Annotated in this window: 14 protein-coding genes; 12 read left to right on the top strand and 2 right to left on the bottom strand. The window is 61.4% G+C overall.

The genetic code is table 11. The features are described from left to right. The first annotated feature begins 82 nt into the window (after nt 1-82). The 4 genes from AC1DJO_RS19070 (at nt 83) to lysS (ending at nt 5,864) form a co-directional block, all read left to right on the top strand. A complete protein-coding gene (locus AC1DJO_RS19070; RefSeq protein WP_162702804.1) occupies nt 83-838 on the top strand; it encodes a bestrophin-like domain in 756 nt (251 codons plus the stop codon). Between the two features lie 91 nt (nt 839-929). Next, a complete protein-coding gene (locus AC1DJO_RS19065) occupies nt 930-2,699 on the top strand; it encodes an SLC13 family permease (protein WP_477972446.1) in 1,770 nt (589 codons plus the stop codon). Between the two features lie 194 nt (nt 2,700-2,893). Next, the gene (gltX, locus tag AC1DJO_RS19060; protein ID WP_477972444.1) at nt 2,894-4,351 is read left to right on the top strand and encodes a glutamate--tRNA ligase; all 1,458 of its coding nucleotides are present in this window, start codon (nt 2,894-2,896) and stop codon (nt 4,349-4,351) included. Between the two features lie 16 nt (nt 4,352-4,367). Continuing rightward, nucleotides 4,368-5,864: a lysine--tRNA ligase gene (gene lysS, locus AC1DJO_RS19055; protein ID WP_477972442.1), complete on the top strand. Its 1,497-nt coding sequence runs from the start codon at nt 4,368-4,370 to the stop codon at nt 5,862-5,864. Nucleotides 5,865-5,951: 87 nt separating this feature from the next. Here the strand turns inward: lysS and AC1DJO_RS19050 are convergent, their stop codons facing one another. Next, nucleotides 5,952-6,701, bottom strand: coding sequence for a hypothetical protein (locus AC1DJO_RS19050; protein WP_477972440.1), 750 nt, complete (start codon nt 6,699-6,701; stop codon nt 5,952-5,954). A gap of 179 nt (nt 6,702-6,880) precedes the next feature. Between AC1DJO_RS19050 and AC1DJO_RS19045 the strand changes: the two genes are divergently transcribed. The 7 genes from AC1DJO_RS19045 (at nt 6,881) to AC1DJO_RS19015 (ending at nt 14,809) form a co-directional block, all read left to right on the top strand. Then, complete coding sequence (locus AC1DJO_RS19045) at nt 6,881-7,792, top strand: LysR family transcriptional regulator (RefSeq protein ID WP_112385636.1); 912 nt, start codon at nt 6,881-6,883, stop codon at nt 7,790-7,792. A 121-nt stretch (nt 7,793-7,913) separates the two neighbouring features. Continuing rightward, entirely contained in the window at nt 7,914-9,074 is a 1,161-nt protein-coding gene (locus AC1DJO_RS19040) for an ABC transporter substrate-binding protein (RefSeq protein WP_112537075.1), read from the top strand. Between the two features lie 240 nt (nt 9,075-9,314). Beyond that, a complete protein-coding gene (locus AC1DJO_RS19035; protein ID WP_477972438.1) occupies nt 9,315-10,298 on the top strand; it encodes an ABC transporter ATP-binding protein in 984 nt (327 codons plus the stop codon). Then, the gene (locus AC1DJO_RS19030; RefSeq protein ID WP_477972436.1) at nt 10,295-11,257 is read left to right on the top strand and encodes an ABC transporter permease; all 963 of its coding nucleotides are present in this window, start codon (nt 10,295-10,297) and stop codon (nt 11,255-11,257) included. Before AC1DJO_RS19035 ends, AC1DJO_RS19030 begins: the two co-directional genes overlap by 4 nt. Further along, the gene (locus AC1DJO_RS19025) at nt 11,247-12,062 is read left to right on the top strand and encodes an ABC transporter permease (protein WP_477972434.1); all 816 of its coding nucleotides are present in this window, start codon (nt 11,247-11,249) and stop codon (nt 12,060-12,062) included. Before AC1DJO_RS19030 ends, AC1DJO_RS19025 begins: the two co-directional genes overlap by 11 nt. 48 nt (nt 12,063-12,110) lie before the next feature. After that, the gene (locus AC1DJO_RS19020; protein WP_477972432.1) at nt 12,111-13,538 is read left to right on the top strand and encodes a gamma-aminobutyraldehyde dehydrogenase; all 1,428 of its coding nucleotides are present in this window, start codon (nt 12,111-12,113) and stop codon (nt 13,536-13,538) included. A gap of 173 nt (nt 13,539-13,711) precedes the next feature. Next, nucleotides 13,712-14,809: a helix-turn-helix transcriptional regulator gene (locus AC1DJO_RS19015; protein ID WP_310296818.1), complete on the top strand. Its 1,098-nt coding sequence runs from the start codon at nt 13,712-13,714 to the stop codon at nt 14,807-14,809. Here the strand turns inward: AC1DJO_RS19015 and AC1DJO_RS19010 are convergent. Next, a complete protein-coding gene (locus AC1DJO_RS19010) occupies nt 14,806-15,438 on the bottom strand; it encodes a YjbE family putative metal transport protein (RefSeq protein ID WP_477972430.1) in 633 nt (210 codons plus the stop codon). The two genes, AC1DJO_RS19015 and AC1DJO_RS19010, sit on opposite strands and share 4 nt — an antisense overlap. Before the next feature lie 275 nt (nt 15,439-15,713). Between AC1DJO_RS19010 and AC1DJO_RS19005 the strand changes: the two genes are divergently transcribed. Next, on the top strand, nt 15,714-15,887 hold the full coding sequence (locus tag AC1DJO_RS19005) for a DUF1328 domain-containing protein (protein ID WP_112385643.1): 174 nt from the start codon (nt 15,714-15,716) through the stop codon (nt 15,885-15,887). Nucleotides 15,888-15,897: the final 10 nt, after the last annotated feature.

Below are 15,897 nucleotides of genomic sequence, written 5' to 3'. Positions count from 1 at the left end.
CCAGCCTTCAGAACCAGCCTGATGCCAAAATCCTCCGCATGCGCTAACGTGCCCCACGGAGAGAAGAGAGGGGAAATCTCGGGTGCGTGAGATCGTTGTCGCGGGATCAGTGTTCGTCTGCCTGACTATCGCCTCGATCGGCACCATGGTCGCCTATCCGCGGCTGCCGGCGCGCCACCGCGAAGAAGAAACCAATACAGTTGTCCGCCTCGTCGCCAACATCTTCGTCGTCATGACCTCGCTGGTCTTCGGCCTGATGATCAATTCCTCGAAGAACACATTTGCCGGCATCGACGACAGCGTCCATTCCTTCGCCACCGAAATCATCCTGCTCGACCGCACCTTGCGAACCTATGGCCTGGAAGCCGACGATACCCGCGCCAGCCTGATCCACTATGTCGAGCAGGCCCTGGCCAGCCCAATGCGCCTCGTGGATCCGGTACTCCAGAGCGACCGCAAATCGGAAATGGCGCTGAACGCCATCGGCAACAACATTGCCGTCATGAACCCGACCGATCCCAATCACATGGCGCTCTGGACCGACGCCCGGCAACAATACAAGACCATCGTCGAGCGGCGATGGGTGATCGTCGAGCAGTCGGAAGGCGTCATTCCGATGCCGCTGGTCTTCATGCTGATGGCCTGGCTGACGCTGATCTTCGCGAGTTTCGGGTTCCGGGCGCCCAAGAATATCATCGTGCTGTCGATGTTCCTGATTGCTGCCTTTCTGATTTCCGCGTCGATCTACCTCGTGCTCGATATGGATATCCCCTTTGCCGGCATGATCCAGATTTCCGACGCGCCGCTTCGCCGGGCGCTCGCCGAACTGCAGCAATGATGCACGGGCGGGATTGATAAGCGCAGGCGGCGTTACAGTTACTCCTGTCGCGGAGCTTCTTCGCGTTCGGAATTCCAGCCTCTGGAGCAGCATGACCACCCCGCAGATTCTCGCCTTCGGCGTCATTGGCCTGATGATGGCCGTCTTCATCTGGGACCGCTTCCGTTATGATCTTGTCGCCTGCTGCGCGCTGGTGCTGGCGATCTGTGTCGGCATCGTCCCCTTCGACAAGGCCTTCTCGGGGTTCAGCGATGACATCGTCATCATCGTCGGCAGCGCCCTGGTGGTGAGCGCAGGCGTCGCCCGCTCCGGCATCGTCGACAGCGCCATCAAACGCTTCTTCCCGAACCTCAATTCGCTGCATACGCAGCTGGCGCTGCTGTTGATCGTTGTCGCCGTGCTCTCCGCTTTCATCAAGAATATCGGCGCATTGGCGATCATGATCCCGGTCGCCTTCCAGTTCTCGAAGAAGACAGGGAAATCGCCCTCGCTCTATCTGATGCCGATGAGTTTTGCGGCCCTGCTCGGCGGCCTGATGACGCAGATCGGCACCTCGCCGAACATCGTCGTCTCGCGGCTGCGGGAGGAAATCACCGGCACATCCTTCACGATGTTCGACTTCACCCCCGTCGGCGCGACACTGGCCGTCGTCGGCGTGCTCTTCCTGATCTTCTTTCACTGGCTTGTCCCGGAGCGGGAAAACGAGAACCCGTCGCTGGAAGAGGCGCTGGGTTTGAAGACCTATTTCTCGGAAGCCACCGTCGTCGACGAATCCGGCTTCGACGGCAAGAAGCTCCGCGATATCCTCCAGCTCGGCGATGGCGAGGTGGTGGCGACGGCCATCCTGCGGGGACATTCCCGCCTGTCGCCCTTTCCCGATGTGACGCTGAAACTGGGCGACACCATCCTGCTCGAAGGCGGCCCGGAGGCACTCGACCGCGTCGTTTCCAACGCCAAGCTCAAATTGTCGGGCAAGCAGATACCCGCAGCGAAGGAAGAAGGCGACGTCACCTCGATCGAAGCCGTCGTGTCGTCGGAATCGACCCTCATCGGCTGGTCGGCGCGCCAGCTATCACTGTTCAACCGCCGGCGCATCAATCTGCTGGCCGTCAGCCGCCAGGGTCATCGTCTCACCGAGCGGCTGAGCGAGGTCACGCTGAAATCGGGCGATGTCCTCGTCCTCCAGGGCAGCCGCAAGAGCCTTCCGGCCTTCCTTCAGGAGTTCGCCTGCCTGCCGCTTGCCCAGCGCGATATCCTGCTCGGCACCCAGCGCCGCGCCTATGTGCCGCTGCTGATCCTGGCGGCGGCCATGGGCGCCACAGCCGCCGGCCTGGCACCGGTTGCAACTGCCTTCTTCTGCGCCGCATTGGCCATGGTCGTCTTCCGTGTCATCCCGCTTGCCGATGTCTACAAAGCATTCGACGGACCGATCCTGATCATGCTGGCCGCCCTGATCCCGGTCTCGGACTCGCTGCGCACCACCGGCGGCAGCGAGCTGATTGCCGGCTGGCTCGGCCACTTCGCCGCCCAGATGCCGCCATTCGGCGCGCTGGCGCTCATCCTGATAACCGCGATGGCGGTGACGCCCTTCCTCAACAACGCCGCCACCGTGCTGGTCATGGCGCCGATTGCCGCCAGCTTTGCCCAGACGCTCGGCTACAAGCCTGAAGCCTTCCTGATGGCGGTGGCAATCGGCGCCGGCTGTGATTTCCTCACTCCGATCGGCCACCAGTGCAACACGCTGGTCTTTGGTCCAGGCGGCTACCGCTTCAGCGATTACCCCCGTCTCGGCCTGCCGCTTTCCTTCATCATCATCCTCGTCAGCGTTCCCATGCTGCTCTATGTCTGGCCGCTGCAATGAGCCGAAGCGCCCATTTTTCTTGACGTCAGCGGTCGAATATGGCCTTAAGGCCAGCCAAACGGACAATCGCCGGGCGAAGTGCGCAACTTGCCCTTATCCGGCCGGTTTCCTGATCCAGTTATCTGCATTCTTCCTGCCGCACGCCGCTTTTCACAGCAAAAGCCGTCGGCATTCATTTGACGGGCACAAAACAAATGACAGCTTCCGGCGTCCGCGTCCGCATTGCTCCCTCGCCGACCGGCGAGCCGCATGTCGGCACCGCATATATTGCACTCTTCAACTATCTCTTCGCCAAGAAGAACGGCGGCGAGTTCATCCTGCGCATCGAAGATACCGATGCCACCCGCTCGACCCCGGAGTTCGAGCAGAAGGTGCTGGACGCGCTGAAGTGGTGCGGTCTCGAATGGTCGGAAGGCCCGGATGTCGGCGGCCCCTACGGCCCCTACCGCCAGTCCGACCGCAAGGGCATGTACACGCCCTACGGCCAGGAACTGCTCGACAAGGGCCATGCCTTCCGCTGTTTCTGCACCCCCGAGCGTCTGGAGCAGATGCGCGAAGCCCAGCGCGCCGCCGGCAAGGCGCCGAAATATGACGGTCTCTGCCTGAAATACTCGGCCGAAGAAGTCAGCGCCAAGATGGCTGCAGGCGAAAGCTCGGTGATCCGCATGAAGATCCCTGCTGAGGGCTCCTGCGACTTCAACGACGGCGTGTACGGCGACGTCTCGATCCCGTGGGACAGCGTCGACATGCAGGTGCTCATCAAGGGCGACGGCATGCCGACCTATCACATGGCAAACGTCATCGACGACCATCTGATGAAGATCACCCACGTCGCCCGCGGCGAAGAGTGGCTGGCCTCGGTGCCGAAGCACATCCTGCTCTACCGCTATTTCGGCTGGGAAGCGCCTGTCTTCATGCACCTGTCGCTGATGCGCAATGCCGACAAGTCGAAGCTGTCGAAGCGCAAGAACCCGACGTCGATTTCCTATTACTCCGCTCTCGGCTATATCCCGGAAGCGCTGATGAACTTCCTCGGCCTGTTCTTCGTGCAGATCGCCGAAGGCGAGGAGCTGCTCGATATCGAGGAGCTCGCTGCCAAGTTCGACCCGGAGAACCTTTCCAAGGCCGGCGCCATCTTCGACATCCAGAAGCTCGACTGGCTGAACGGCCGCTGGATCCGCGAGAAGATGTCGGAAGAGGAATTCCAGGCCCGCGTCCTGACCTGGGCGATGGAGAACGACCGCCTGAAGGCCGGTCTGCGCTTGTCTCAGTCGCGCATTTCCAAGCTCGGCGAACTGCCGGAGCTGGCAGGCTTCCTCCTGAAGTCCGATCTCGGCCTCGATCCCTCGGCCTTCGCCAAGATCAAGTCGCCGCCGGAAGAGATCCTCGAGATCCTCAACACCGTTCAGCCGGATCTGGAAAAGATCCTCGAATGGAATGTCGAGACGATCGAAGCCGAACTGCGCGCCATCGCCGACCGCATGGGCAAGAAGCTGAAGGTCGTCGTAGCCCCGCTCTTCGTTGCCGTCTCCGGCTCGTCGCGCTCGCTGCCGCTCTTCGATTCCATGGCGATCCTCGGCCGCTCGGTCGTGCGCCAGCGCCTCAAGCTCGCATCCCAGGCAGTCGCCTCTCTCGTCGGCCCGAAGAACTGAACCGGACATTTGCACCATGACCGAAAAGACCGAAACAGCGACCCTTTCCTCCGACGCCACTGAAGTGCGCGCCCAGAAGCTCAAGCTGCTGCGCGAGCAGATCGGCGACGTCTATCCGGCGCATTTCCACCGGACGATGACCAACGCCGAGCTGTCGGAAAAGTACAAGGATCTGGAATCCGACGTCGAGACGCAGGATGTCGTCACCGTCGCCGGCCGTGTCTATTCCTCGCGCAACTCCGGCATGTTCATGGATATCCATGACGCCGGCGGAAAGATCCAGATCTTCAGCCACAAGGATGTGACGCCGGAAGAAGCTCGCAACATGCTGGCGATGATCGATATGGGCGACATCATCGGTGTCACCGGCACCGTGCGCCGCACCAAGCGCGGCGAACTGTCGATCAACGCCCGCGAAATCACCATGCTGACCAAGTCGCTTCTCCCCATGCCGGAGAAGTGGCACGGCATTTCCGACATCGAGATCCGCTATCGCAAGCGCCATCTCGACATCATGACCAACGAAGAGTCCAAGCTCCGCTTCCAGCAGCGCTCGAAGATCGTTTCGGGCGTGCGCCGCTTCATGGAAAATGACGGCTTCATGGAAATCGAGACGCCGATGCTGCATTCGGTCTATGGCGGCGCCACCGCCGAGCCGTTCAAGACGCATCACAACACGCTGAAGCTCGACATGTACCTGCGCATTGCGCCGGAACTGTTTCTAAAGCGTACGCTGGTTTCGGGCCTGACCGACAAGGTCTTCGAGATCAACCGCAACTTCCGCAACGAAGGCGTTTCCACCCGGCACAATCCTGAATTCACAATGATGGAGTGCTACTGGGCCTATGCCGACTACGAGGACATCATGGACCTCGTCGAGCGGCTGTTCGAAACGCTCGCACTGCAGATCCACGGCTCGACCGAATTCCCGTTCGGCGACAAGACGCTGTCCTTCAAGGGTCCGTTCAAGCGCGTGCCGATGCCGGATGCCGTCAAGGAAGTCACCGGCATCGACTTCCTGGCGATGAAGACCGACGAAGAAGCCCGCGCTGCCGCCAAGGCCGCCGGTTTCGAAGTCGAGAAGGATTGGACCTGGGGCGAATGCCTGGCCTTCATCTTCGAAGAAAAGGTCGAGGCCACGCTGATCCAGCCGAGCCATGTCACTCACTTCCCGAAGGACATCTCGCCCTTCGCCAAGGAAGTGCCGGGCGAACCGCGCCTCGTCGAACGCTTCGAGACCTATTGCAACGCTTGGGAACTGGGCAATGCTTTCTCGGAACTGAACGATCCCGAAGAACAGCGCCGCCGCATGGTCGAGCAGCTGGAGCAGGCGCACGCCCGCGGCGAAAAGGAAAAGCAGCTGGACGACGAATTCCTCGACGCCATCGACCAGGGCATGCCGCCCGCAGGTGGCCTCGGCATCGGTATCGACCGCCTGATCATGCTGCTCACCAACGCACCATCGATCCGCGACGTCATTCTCTTCCCGGCCCGCCGCGCCAAGGCAGACTGAGAACAGCCATCCTAAACGACAAAAGCGGAGCGCCCAAAAGGACGCTCCGCTTTTTCTTTGCCGTCACCGGCTAAACTGTTGAAAATCTCAGTGCCCGCTTTTGGCAGGCGCGGCCTCGCCGCCTTCGCCGCCACCTTCGGCTGCTGGCGCTTCGCCTTCCTTGCCCTCGGCCGCGGGTGCTTCGCCCTCGCCCTCGCCGCCCTTGGCCTTCTGACCCTTGCCACCCTTCTTGCCGCCACCTTCTCCGCCTTCGGTCGAGGCGACAGCGGTCGGGTCGATGCAATCGGAATGCTCGTTAAACGAGGCGTTCAGCGCCTGGATTTCGGTTTCGGGAAGATCGACGCGCTCGCCGAAGAACAGCCCGTTGGCACTTGCCTGGCCGTCGTAGTAGCGCGCCGTGAACGGCTTGTCGTCGATACCCTCGATCATCTTTTCCGGATGCGGAATATAGACGACATCGGCGCCGATCGCCCGGCCGCGGATATCCGAACGCACGGTCGGGCCGTTCTGATCCAGCACCACGACCTGCACCAGATCGGGCTTGCTGTCGTTATAGAGTGCCTGCGCCACGCGAAGCGCGGTGCGGACACGCGTCACGCCATCGGTCGGTTCGGTCTTGATGTATTTGCGGAGCCAGACATGGTCCTGTTTCTTGATCGTCACCAACGTGACGTCGGTGCAGGAAACGCCGTTGACCTCCTCTGCCGGAGGGCCGAGAATCTTGTCCTTGCCAATATAAAGCGCTGCGCCGCCGGAAGCGCCCGCGAAAAGCGCCATGCCGCCGATAACGATTGCCAGCTTCCGGGAAGGCCGGAATATGCGCAGTAAGGCCTTCACGCCAACTGCTCCGCCATCGACAAGACTCCAACTCGATACATGTTCGGAAAGCTAGTGAAACGACGTTTCGGAATGCTTAAGTGGCATCAGTAAAAACGCATCGGTGAGAATAAAACACCAAAAAAGGTCCGGATATTCACAGACTTGTCAGGCTGTATTTCGGCATGCTCTAAAGCCGCATGGCCTTCACGCTTCGTCAGCTCCAATATTTTGTCGCCGTTGCCGAACAGGGTTCGGTGACGCGCGCGGCGCAGAACCTTTCGATCTCGCAATCGTCGGTCACCGAAGCCCTGAAAGAGCTGGAAACGGATCTCGGCGTCACGCTCTTCGATCGCCACCCGCGTGGACTGACTATCACGCATAATGGCCATCAGTTTCTCCGCCATGCGACGAAAATCCTGGCAACGGTCTCGGATGCCCGCACCAGCTTTTCCGGACAGCAAAGTGCGCTCTCGGGAACGCTGAATATCGGCGTCACATCGCTTGTTGCCGGCTATGTGCTCTCCGATCTCCTGGCCCGTTATCGCCGCGCCTGCCCGGGCGTCGATGTCAGCGCCATCGAGGACAACGGCGGTTATCTCGAGCATCTCCTGGTCGGCGGCGAGCTCGATGTGGCGGTCATGGTGATCTCCAATCTGCGCGACCGCATGGCGCTTCAGGCGGAAATTCTTGAGACCTCGCCCTACCGCCTCTGGCTGCCGATGGGCCATCCGCTCGTCTCCGCCGACATCATCTCCGTCGCCGATATCGCCCGCGAACCACTCATCATGCTGACGGTCGATGAAATCGAGGAGAATACCGGCAAGCTGCTCTCGGCGCTCGGCGCCCGCCCGCACGTCGCCTTCCGCACACGCTCCGTCGAAGCGGTACGAAGCCTGGTTGCGACCGGCGCCGGTGTCGCGCTGCTGCCCGACCTCGTCTACCGGCCCTGGTCGCTGGAAGGCGACCGTATCGAGAGCCGCGATGTCTCGGGTTCTCTGCCCGTGGTGCAGGTCGGCATGGTCTGGCGGAAGGGATCGAGCCTGCCGCAGGCAGCGCGCGATTTCGTCGGCATCGCCGAAAGCATGCGCTCCGGCCGCATACGCTCCTGATCTATCGGAATTTCCGATATCACCTTTCTGATAAATGAATTTGCGAAAGCGGATTTTTCATCGCAACTTTTCAACCGGGAACAAAATGCCGCAACAAGCGGCTCAAACCGGGAGACAGACGATGACGAATCTCTTGAAATCCTGCACGGCCGCACTCGCGTGCCTGAGTTTCGCAACGCAGGTTATTGCCGCAGAACCGCTGAAGACATTGGGCAAGGGTGAAGGTGCTGTCAGCATCGTTGCCTGGGCCGGCTATATCGAGCGGGGCGAAACCGACAAGAATTACGACTGGGTCACCGGCTTCGAAAAGGACACCGGCTGCAAGGTCACCGTAAAGACCGCCGCAACGTCGGACGAAATGGTCTCGCTGATGAACGAAGGCGGCTTCGACCTCGTCACCGCCTCCGGCGACGCTTCGCTTCGCCTCATCGCCGGCAAGCGCGTCCAGCCGATCAACACCGATCTGATCCCGAGCTTCAAGAATGTCGATCCGCGCCTGCAGCAGGGTCCGTGGTACACGGTCGGCGGCGTGCATTACGGCGTTCCCTACCTCTGGGGACCGAACGTGCTGATGTACAACACCGACGCCTTCAAGGATAAGGCGCCGACGAGCTGGAAGGTGGTCTTCGAGGAAGAAACCCTGCCGGACGGCAAATCCAACAAGGGCCGCGTCCAGGCCTATGACGGCGCGATCTATATCGCCGATGCCGCCATGTATCTCATGGCCCACAAGCCGGAGCTCGGCATCAAGGATCCTTACGAACTCAACGAAGACCAGTATAAGGCAGCTCTCGACCTGCTACGCGGCCAGCGCAAGCTCGTTTCGCGCTACTGGCATGATGCGATGATCCAGATCGACGACTTCAAGAACGAAGGTGTTGTCGCTTCCGGTTCTTGGCCGTTCCAGGTCAACCTGATGCAGGCCGACAAGCAGAAGATCGCCTCGACCTTCCCCGAGGAAGGCGTCACCGGCTGGGCCGATACGACGATGCTGCATGCCGACGCCGAGCATCCGAATTGCGCCTACATGTGGATGGAACACTCGCTGTCCGCCAAGGTTCAGGGCGACGCCGCCGCCTGGTTCGGCGCCGTTCCCTCGGTACCCGCCGCCTGCAAGGGCAACGAGCTGATGACCGACACCGGTTGCGCCACCAACGGCTTCGACCATTTCGACAAGATCAAGTTCTGGAAGACCCCGGTGGCCAAGTGCACGACGCAGAGCGAATGCGTGCCGTACCATCGTTGGGTCTCCGACTATGTCGGCGTGATCGGCGGGCGGTAAACGCTAACCTCGGCGCTCGCAGCGCCCCCCTCTGCCCTGCCGGGCATCTCCCCCACAGGTGGGGAGATTGGCTGGGCGGAGCCGCTCGCTCTGCGCCCACCGTTTTAGCGAGGCGCAAGCGACAGGTCGATCTCCCCCCTTGTGGGGGAGATGTCCGGCAGGACAGAGGGGGTGAGCCCCACGGCAGAACCGTCTCTCCGTCGACCGCCATCTTATAAATTGCGAGGAGCTTTCCCCCACATGACACCCGCCGTCCGTTTCCAGAAGGTCTCGCGTCACTTCGGCCAGGTCCGCGCCGTCGACAGCGTCGATCTCGAGATCGCGCCAGGCGAGTTCTTCGCCATGCTTGGCCCCTCCGGCTCCGGCAAGACCACCTGCCTCCGGCTGATCGCCGGCTTCGAGCAGCCGACCAGCGGGCATATCCAGATTTTCGGCGAGACTGCCGAAGGCGTGCCGCCATACCGGCGCAACGTCAACACCGTCTTCCAGGACTACGCGCTCTTTCCGCACCTGAACATTCTCGACAACGTCGCCTACGGCCTGATGGTCAAGGGCGTCGGCAAGGCCGAGCGCCTGCGGGAAGCCGAAAAGGCGCTGGAACTGGTCAAGCTCCCCGGCTACGGCGCCCGCCGTCCCGGCCAGCTCTCCGGCGGTCAGCGCCAGCGCGTGGCGCTGGCGCGTGCCCTCGTCAACAAACCGAAGGTACTGCTCCTCGACGAGCCGCTCGGCGCGCTCGATCTCAAACTCCGCGAGCAGATGCAGGAAGAGCTGAAGAGCCTGCAGCGCGCCCTCGGCATCACCTTCGTCTTCGTCACCCACGATCAGGGCGAGGCGCTGTCCATGGCCGACCGTGTTGCCGTCTTCAACGATGGCGGCATCGTTCAGGAAGGCACGCCGCACGATATCTACCGCCGTCCGAAGACGCGGTTCGTCGCCGATTTTGTCGGCTCATCGAACGTCATCGCCCCGGAATTCATGGCCTCTCTCGGCGGCGAGAAACGCTGGGCGAGCCTTCGCCCCGAGGCAATCCGCCTCGGCGATGGCGCAGAGGCAAGGGTCGAGAATGCCAGTTTCCTCGGCGCCGCAACCCGGTTGACTGTTGATATCCGCGGCACCCGCCTGCATGTGATGTTGCCCGCCGGCGCCGATGTGCCCGACGTTGGCTCCAGCGTCCGCCTCGGCTGGCAGCCGGACGACGTCCACTACATGGATGACGCGGCATGAGCGCCATTGCGATGACAGGCAAGGACACGTCGATCCTGCCCGGCCGAGGCGGCTTCTTCGGCAGCCTTTCCGATGCCTTCTGGCGGCACCCGAAACTGCTGCTGTTCCTGATGCTGACACCGCCGCTGCTCTGGCTTGGCATCATCTATATCGGCTCACTGATCGCCCTTTTGCTGCAGAGCTTCTTCTCGATCGACGATTTCTCGGGGATGATTAGCTACGAGTTCACGCTGTCCACCTATGCGCAGCTGCTGAACCCGACCAATTTCGACATCATCGTCCGCACGGTGGTCATGGCGGCTCTTGTCACCATCGCCTCCGCCTTCATCGCCTTCCCGATCGCCTATTATGCGGCGCGTTACGCGCAGGGAAAATGGAAAGCGCTCTTCTATCTCGGCATCATGCTGCCGCTCTGGTCGAGCTATCTGGTGAAGATCTACGCCTGGAAGCTCATCCTCGCCAAGGAAGGCATCCTCACCTGGTTCTTCGACAAGCTCTATCTCTCCTGGCTGCTCGACGGCATCCTGAACCTGCCCGTTATCGGCGGCAATTCGCTCTCCGTCAGCTACCTCGGCACCTTCATCGTCTTCGTCTATATCTGGCTGCCCTACATGATCCTGCCGACGCAGGCCGCCCTCGAGCGCGTGCCCGGCAACCTGATCGAGGCCTCTTCGGATCTCGGCGCCACCCCGCGCCAGACCTTCCGCACCGTGCTCTTCCCGCTCGCGCTGCCGGGCATCGTCGCCGGTTCTATCTTCACCTTCTCGCTGACGCTCGGCGACTACATCATCCCGCAGATCATCGGCTCCTCGCGTCTTTTCATCGGCCAGGCGGTCTATACGCACCAGGGCACGGCCGGAAACGTCCCGCTCGCCGCCGCCTTCTCCGTCGTGCCGATCGTCATCATGGCCATCTATCTCTGGCTTGCCAAAAAACAGGGAGCTTTCGATGCGCTCTGATCGCGGACAACGATCCCCTCTGACCCTGAAGATCGCCGCTGCAGGCGGGCTGCTCTTCCTACATCTGCCGATTCTGCTGATCTTCGTCTATGCCTTCACGACGGAAGAAAAGAGCTACCAGTGGCCACCGCCAGGCCTGACCCTGCAGTGGTTCGGCATTGCCTGGAACCGGCCGGACGTCTGGTCGGCATTGGGGCTGTCCGTTCAGGTCGCCTGCATCGCCACCGCGATCGCTCTGGTGCTCGGCACGCTCTGCGCCGCCGCCGTCAGCCAGACGAAATTCTTCGGCCGCGAAGCGATCTCGCTGCTCGTCATCCTGCCGATTGCCCTGCCCGGCATCATCACCGGCATCGCGCTGCGCTCGGCCTTCAGCCTGTTCGATATCCCGTTCTCGGTCTGGACGATCGTGCTCGGCCACGCCACCTTCTGCGTCGTCGTCGTCTATAACAACGCCGTCGCCCGTTTCCGCCGCACGTCGGGCTCGCTGATCGAGGCCTCGATGGACCTCGGTGCAGATGGCTTCCAGACCTTCCGCCATGTCGTGCTGCCGAATATCGGCACGGCGCTCTTGGCCGGCGGCATGCTCGCCTTCGCGCTGTCTTTCGACGAAGTCATCGTCACCACCTTCACCGGCGGCCAGCAATCGACGCTGCCGATCTGGATGCTGGAAGAGCTGATCCGCCCGCGCCAGCGCCCCGTCACCAACGTGGTCGCAATGGTCGTCGTGCTGGTTACCTTCCTGCCGATCCTCGCAGCCTATTACCTCACCCGCGACGGCGACCAGATTGCCGGCGCCGGAAAATAACCAGAGTGGGATGCCCCCATCCGCTCGCTGAACAAAAGGGAGAACATCATGGACACCCAAATGCTGATCGGCTCGCGCTTCGAAGCGGGCACGGAAACGGAAGAACACGTCTTGAACCCGAAGACGGGCGAAAAGGTGCTGGATCTGCCGGAAGCGTCGCTCGGCCAGGTCGATGCCGCCGTCGATTCCGCCGAAAAGGCCTTCAAGAGCTGGTCGCAGACGACGCCCGGCGAACGCTCCTCCTATCTCCTGAAGATCGCCGACGCGATCGAGCGGGACGCGCAAGGTTTTGCAGCGCTGGAAGCGCTGAACTGCGGCAAGCCGATCAACGCCGTGCTCAATGATGAAATCCCGGGCATCGTCGATTGCTACCGCTTCTTCGCAGGCGCCGTGCGCAATCTGCATGCCCCGGCCGCCGGCGAGTACCTGCCCGGTCATACCTCGATGATCCGCCGCGATCCGATCGGCATCGTCGGTTCGATCGCGCCCTGGAACTATCCGCTGATGATGATGGCCTGGAAGCTGGCACCGGCGATCGCCGGCGGCAACACCGTCGTCTTCAAGCCCTCCGAACAGACGCCGCTGACCGCGCTGAAGATGGCCAAGCTGCTCTCCGAAATCCTGCCCGAAGGCGTCGTCAACGTCATCCTCGGCCGCGGCGAGAGCGTCGGCAACGCGCTGATCAACCATCCGAAGATCGGCATGGTGTCGATCACCGGCGATGTCGCCACCGGCAAGAAAGTGTTGCAGGCCGCCGCCAAGACCGTCAAGCGCACCCATCTGGAACTTGGCGGCAAGGCGCCCGTCATCGTCTTCGACGACGCCGATATCGACGCCGTCGTCGCCGGCATCCGTACCTTCGGCTATTACAATGCCGGTCAGGACTGCACCGCCGCCTGCCGTATCTATGCCGACGCTAAGGTCTACGACAAATTCGTCGCCGACCTCTCCTCCGCCGTCTCCTCAATCAAGTTCAATCAGGCCGACGACACGGAAAACGAGATCGGCCCGCTGATCTCCAAGCGCCAGCGCGACCGCGTCGAAAGCTTCGTCGCCCGGGCCTCCGAGCACAAGCACATGGAAGTCACCACCGGTGGCAAGGCCTCCGGCGACAAGGGCTTCTTCTTCACCCCGACGGTCATTGCCGGCGCGACGCAGGACGATGAAATCGTCCGCCGCGAAGTCTTCGGCCCGGTTGTCTCCGTTACCCGCTTCACCGATGTCGAGGATGCCGTCACCTGGGCGAATGACAGCGACTACGGCCTGGCCTCTTCCGTCTGGACCAAGGATATCGGCCGCGGCATGAAGACGGCAGCCCGCCTGCAGTATGGCTGCACCTGGATCAACACGCATTTCATGCTGGTCAACGAGATGCCGCATGGCGGCGTCAAGCAATCCGGCTACGGCAAGGACATGTCGGTATATGCTCTGGAAGACTACACGGCGGTCCGCCACGTAATGATCAACCACGGCTGAAATAACCCGAAGGGGTTATTGCAATAACATATTTGTGATACGAGGCCGCCGTGAACAACTACGGCGGTCTTTTTGTTGATATATTTCAATATTGCGTTGAACGAACATCTGCTCCATATTTGAGCAAAGCCTTGGCAATGGCCGCGGGGGGCTATGAAGGCTGATAAGTTTCAATGGCATCGGTAATTAATATTGCAGAACTCGAGCGCGCACTTGCCGGCTTGATGGATTCCGCATTGATGCCGGAGACTTGGGCCGGCACGCTGGAGGCGATCAGCCGCGCGACCGGTTCGGCGGGCGCGCACATCATGCCGGTGCGCGGAAAGTTCGAAGCTGGCGTGCTCACCACCCCCAATTTCCTGGAGGCCTTCGACGTCTATTTCGCCGAAGGCTGGTACAAGCGCGACTTTCGCGAGCGCGGCCTGCCGATCGGCCTCAGCAAGGGTGTGGTGATCGAGCACGACATCGCAAACAGCGCCGATTTCGAGCGCCAGGCCTTTTATACCGACTTCCTGGCGCGCTTCGGCCTGCGCTATTCCGCAATGGTCCTCTTCGAAATCAGGGGCAGCACCCTCAGCATCAATCTGCAGCGGGGCATGAACGACACGCCTTTCGACCGCTCTGATGAACCGCTACTGCTCGCCATGCAATCACGGCTCTCTGCCGCCGCGGAGATCGTCCGGACCCTCGATGCGGCAAAGGTCGGCGGCATGGGAGACGCCTTCGACCTCACTGCCGCCGCAGCAATCTTCTTCGACCGCAAAGGACGGATTACCTATCTCAACAGCCGGGCCGAAAAGCTACTCGATGACGAAGTCCGCGTCGCAGGCGGCGAGTTCTTCTCGGTAAAACAGAGCGAGGCGGCGCAGCTGCAGCGGCAGGTCCTGTCGGCGGCCGATGGTGCGCTGTTCATCGATCTTCCCTCTGTCCGCATATCCCGAACCGGAAAGCCGCCGCTGGTCGCCCGCGTCCAGAAGCTTCAGGGCCTCGCCGCAGACCTCTTTGCCCATTCCAGCGTTGTCGTCCTGATCACCGACCTCGCCGAACGCGAGGGGCCGAGCATTGAGCTGCTGCGCAGCACCTTTGCACTCACACCGCAGGAAGCCACGGTGGCAAAACTGCTGCTTGACGGCTCCTCGCCGCGGGAGATCGCCACCATTTGCGGACTGCAATATGAAACGGCGCGCGGCTACGTCAAACGCGTACTCGCCAAGACGGGCACTCAACGGCAGGCGCAGCTGATCGCCCTGCTTTCAGGCCTGAAGTCTTAGGTGACCACCTGGGCACCATAGAGCGCCCATAGCTCCCAGCCGCCTTCCCAGATCATGTCGAGCGCCACATAGACGATGATGGCAAGACCGATCCAGCCGATCCAGCGGAAGCGGCTGAGCAGCTTGGCGACGAAATTCGAGGCGACGCCCATGAGAACGACCGAGAGAATGAGGCCGAAAACCAGCGCCGTCATGTTCGATTTCGCGGCACCCGCCACCGCCAGAACGTTATCGAGCGACATCGAGAGATCGGCGAAGATGATCTGCCCGATCGCCTGACGCAGAAGCTTCGGCTTGTGCGCATGATGCCCGGCCGCGTCATCGCCACCCTCTTCTTCGCTCGCCTCCCGAAGTTCCTTGAACATCGTCCAGCAGATCCAGAGCAGCAGGAAGCCGCCGGTCAGGTTGATCCCCTTGATGACGAGCAGTTCGGCGGCGATGATGGCGAAGACGATGCGGATCACTGCAGCCGCGGCAATGCCTGCGACGATCGCCTTGCCGCGCAGCTCGGGCGCCAGACCGGCCGCCGCCATGCCGATGACAATCACATTATCCCCGGAGAGGATGATGTTGATCATGATGACTTCGAGATAGATGGAAATGACGGCGGGATCAAAGAAGGAGGACATCAAGGCACTTTCGTCGATGGGGCAAATCGATGAGAAAATCCCCACGCCTTCAGCGCGCCTGCAGCGCAGATACGCGGCAGATCGTGACCCTTAGGAATTGGGGGCTCTTCCTGGAAAAAGTTTGAAACAGATCAAGGCCCGGTTGAAAAGCCCTGCGACCGGCCGATGACGGCAGATTGGAAAATCGCCTGTTATTTCAATCGATTTTATTATGCGACGGGAACAAATTGCTGTCTTCCGCGTCTTCTTCTGCGTCCAACACAGAGGAAACCTCCATGCTTAAGTGGGCTCTCATATTTTTCGTCATTTCGCTGATCGCCGGCTTCTTCGGCTTCTCGGGCATATCCGCTGCGACCGCGACGATCGCGCGCGTCCTCTTCGGTATCGCGCTGGTGATCTTCCTGATCTTCCTCGTCCTTGCACTGATGGCAGGACAGGCGATCCTCTAGCGCAAAAAGC

This window comes from Rhizobium sp. 05N430, assembly GCF_056396985.1.
The sequence above is the reverse complement of the archived record's forward strand: the minus strand, read 5'-3'. Positions and strand labels throughout refer to the sequence as shown.

Coding starts and splice junctions, on each gene's coding strand:
- AC1DJO_RS19005 (WP_112385643.1), top strand. CDS start 15,714: ATGCTTAAGTGGGCTCTCATATTTTTCGTCATTTCGCTGATCGCCGGC.
- AC1DJO_RS19020 (WP_477972432.1), top strand. CDS start 12,111: ATGGACACCCAAATGCTGATCGGCTCGCGCTTCGAAGCGGGCACGGAA.
- gltX (WP_477972444.1), top strand. CDS start 2,894: ATGACAGCTTCCGGCGTCCGCGTCCGCATTGCTCCCTCGCCGACCGGC.
- AC1DJO_RS19010 (WP_477972430.1), bottom strand. CDS start 15,438: ATGTCCTCCTTCTTTGATCCCGCCGTCATTTCCATCTATCTCGAAGTC.
- AC1DJO_RS19035 (WP_477972438.1), top strand. CDS start 9,315: ATGACACCCGCCGTCCGTTTCCAGAAGGTCTCGCGTCACTTCGGCCAG.
- AC1DJO_RS19015 (WP_310296818.1), top strand. CDS start 13,712: ATGGCATCGGTAATTAATATTGCAGAACTCGAGCGCGCACTTGCCGGC.
- lysS (WP_477972442.1), top strand. CDS start 4,368: ATGACCGAAAAGACCGAAACAGCGACCCTTTCCTCCGACGCCACTGAA.
- AC1DJO_RS19025 (WP_477972434.1), top strand. CDS start 11,247: ATGCGCTCTGATCGCGGACAACGATCCCCTCTGACCCTGAAGATCGCC.
- AC1DJO_RS19065 (WP_477972446.1), top strand. CDS start 930: ATGACCACCCCGCAGATTCTCGCCTTCGGCGTCATTGGCCTGATGATG.
- AC1DJO_RS19040 (WP_112537075.1), top strand. CDS start 7,914: ATGACGAATCTCTTGAAATCCTGCACGGCCGCACTCGCGTGCCTGAGT.
- AC1DJO_RS19045 (WP_112385636.1), top strand. CDS start 6,881: ATGGCCTTCACGCTTCGTCAGCTCCAATATTTTGTCGCCGTTGCCGAA.
- AC1DJO_RS19030 (WP_477972436.1), top strand. CDS start 10,295: ATGAGCGCCATTGCGATGACAGGCAAGGACACGTCGATCCTGCCCGGC.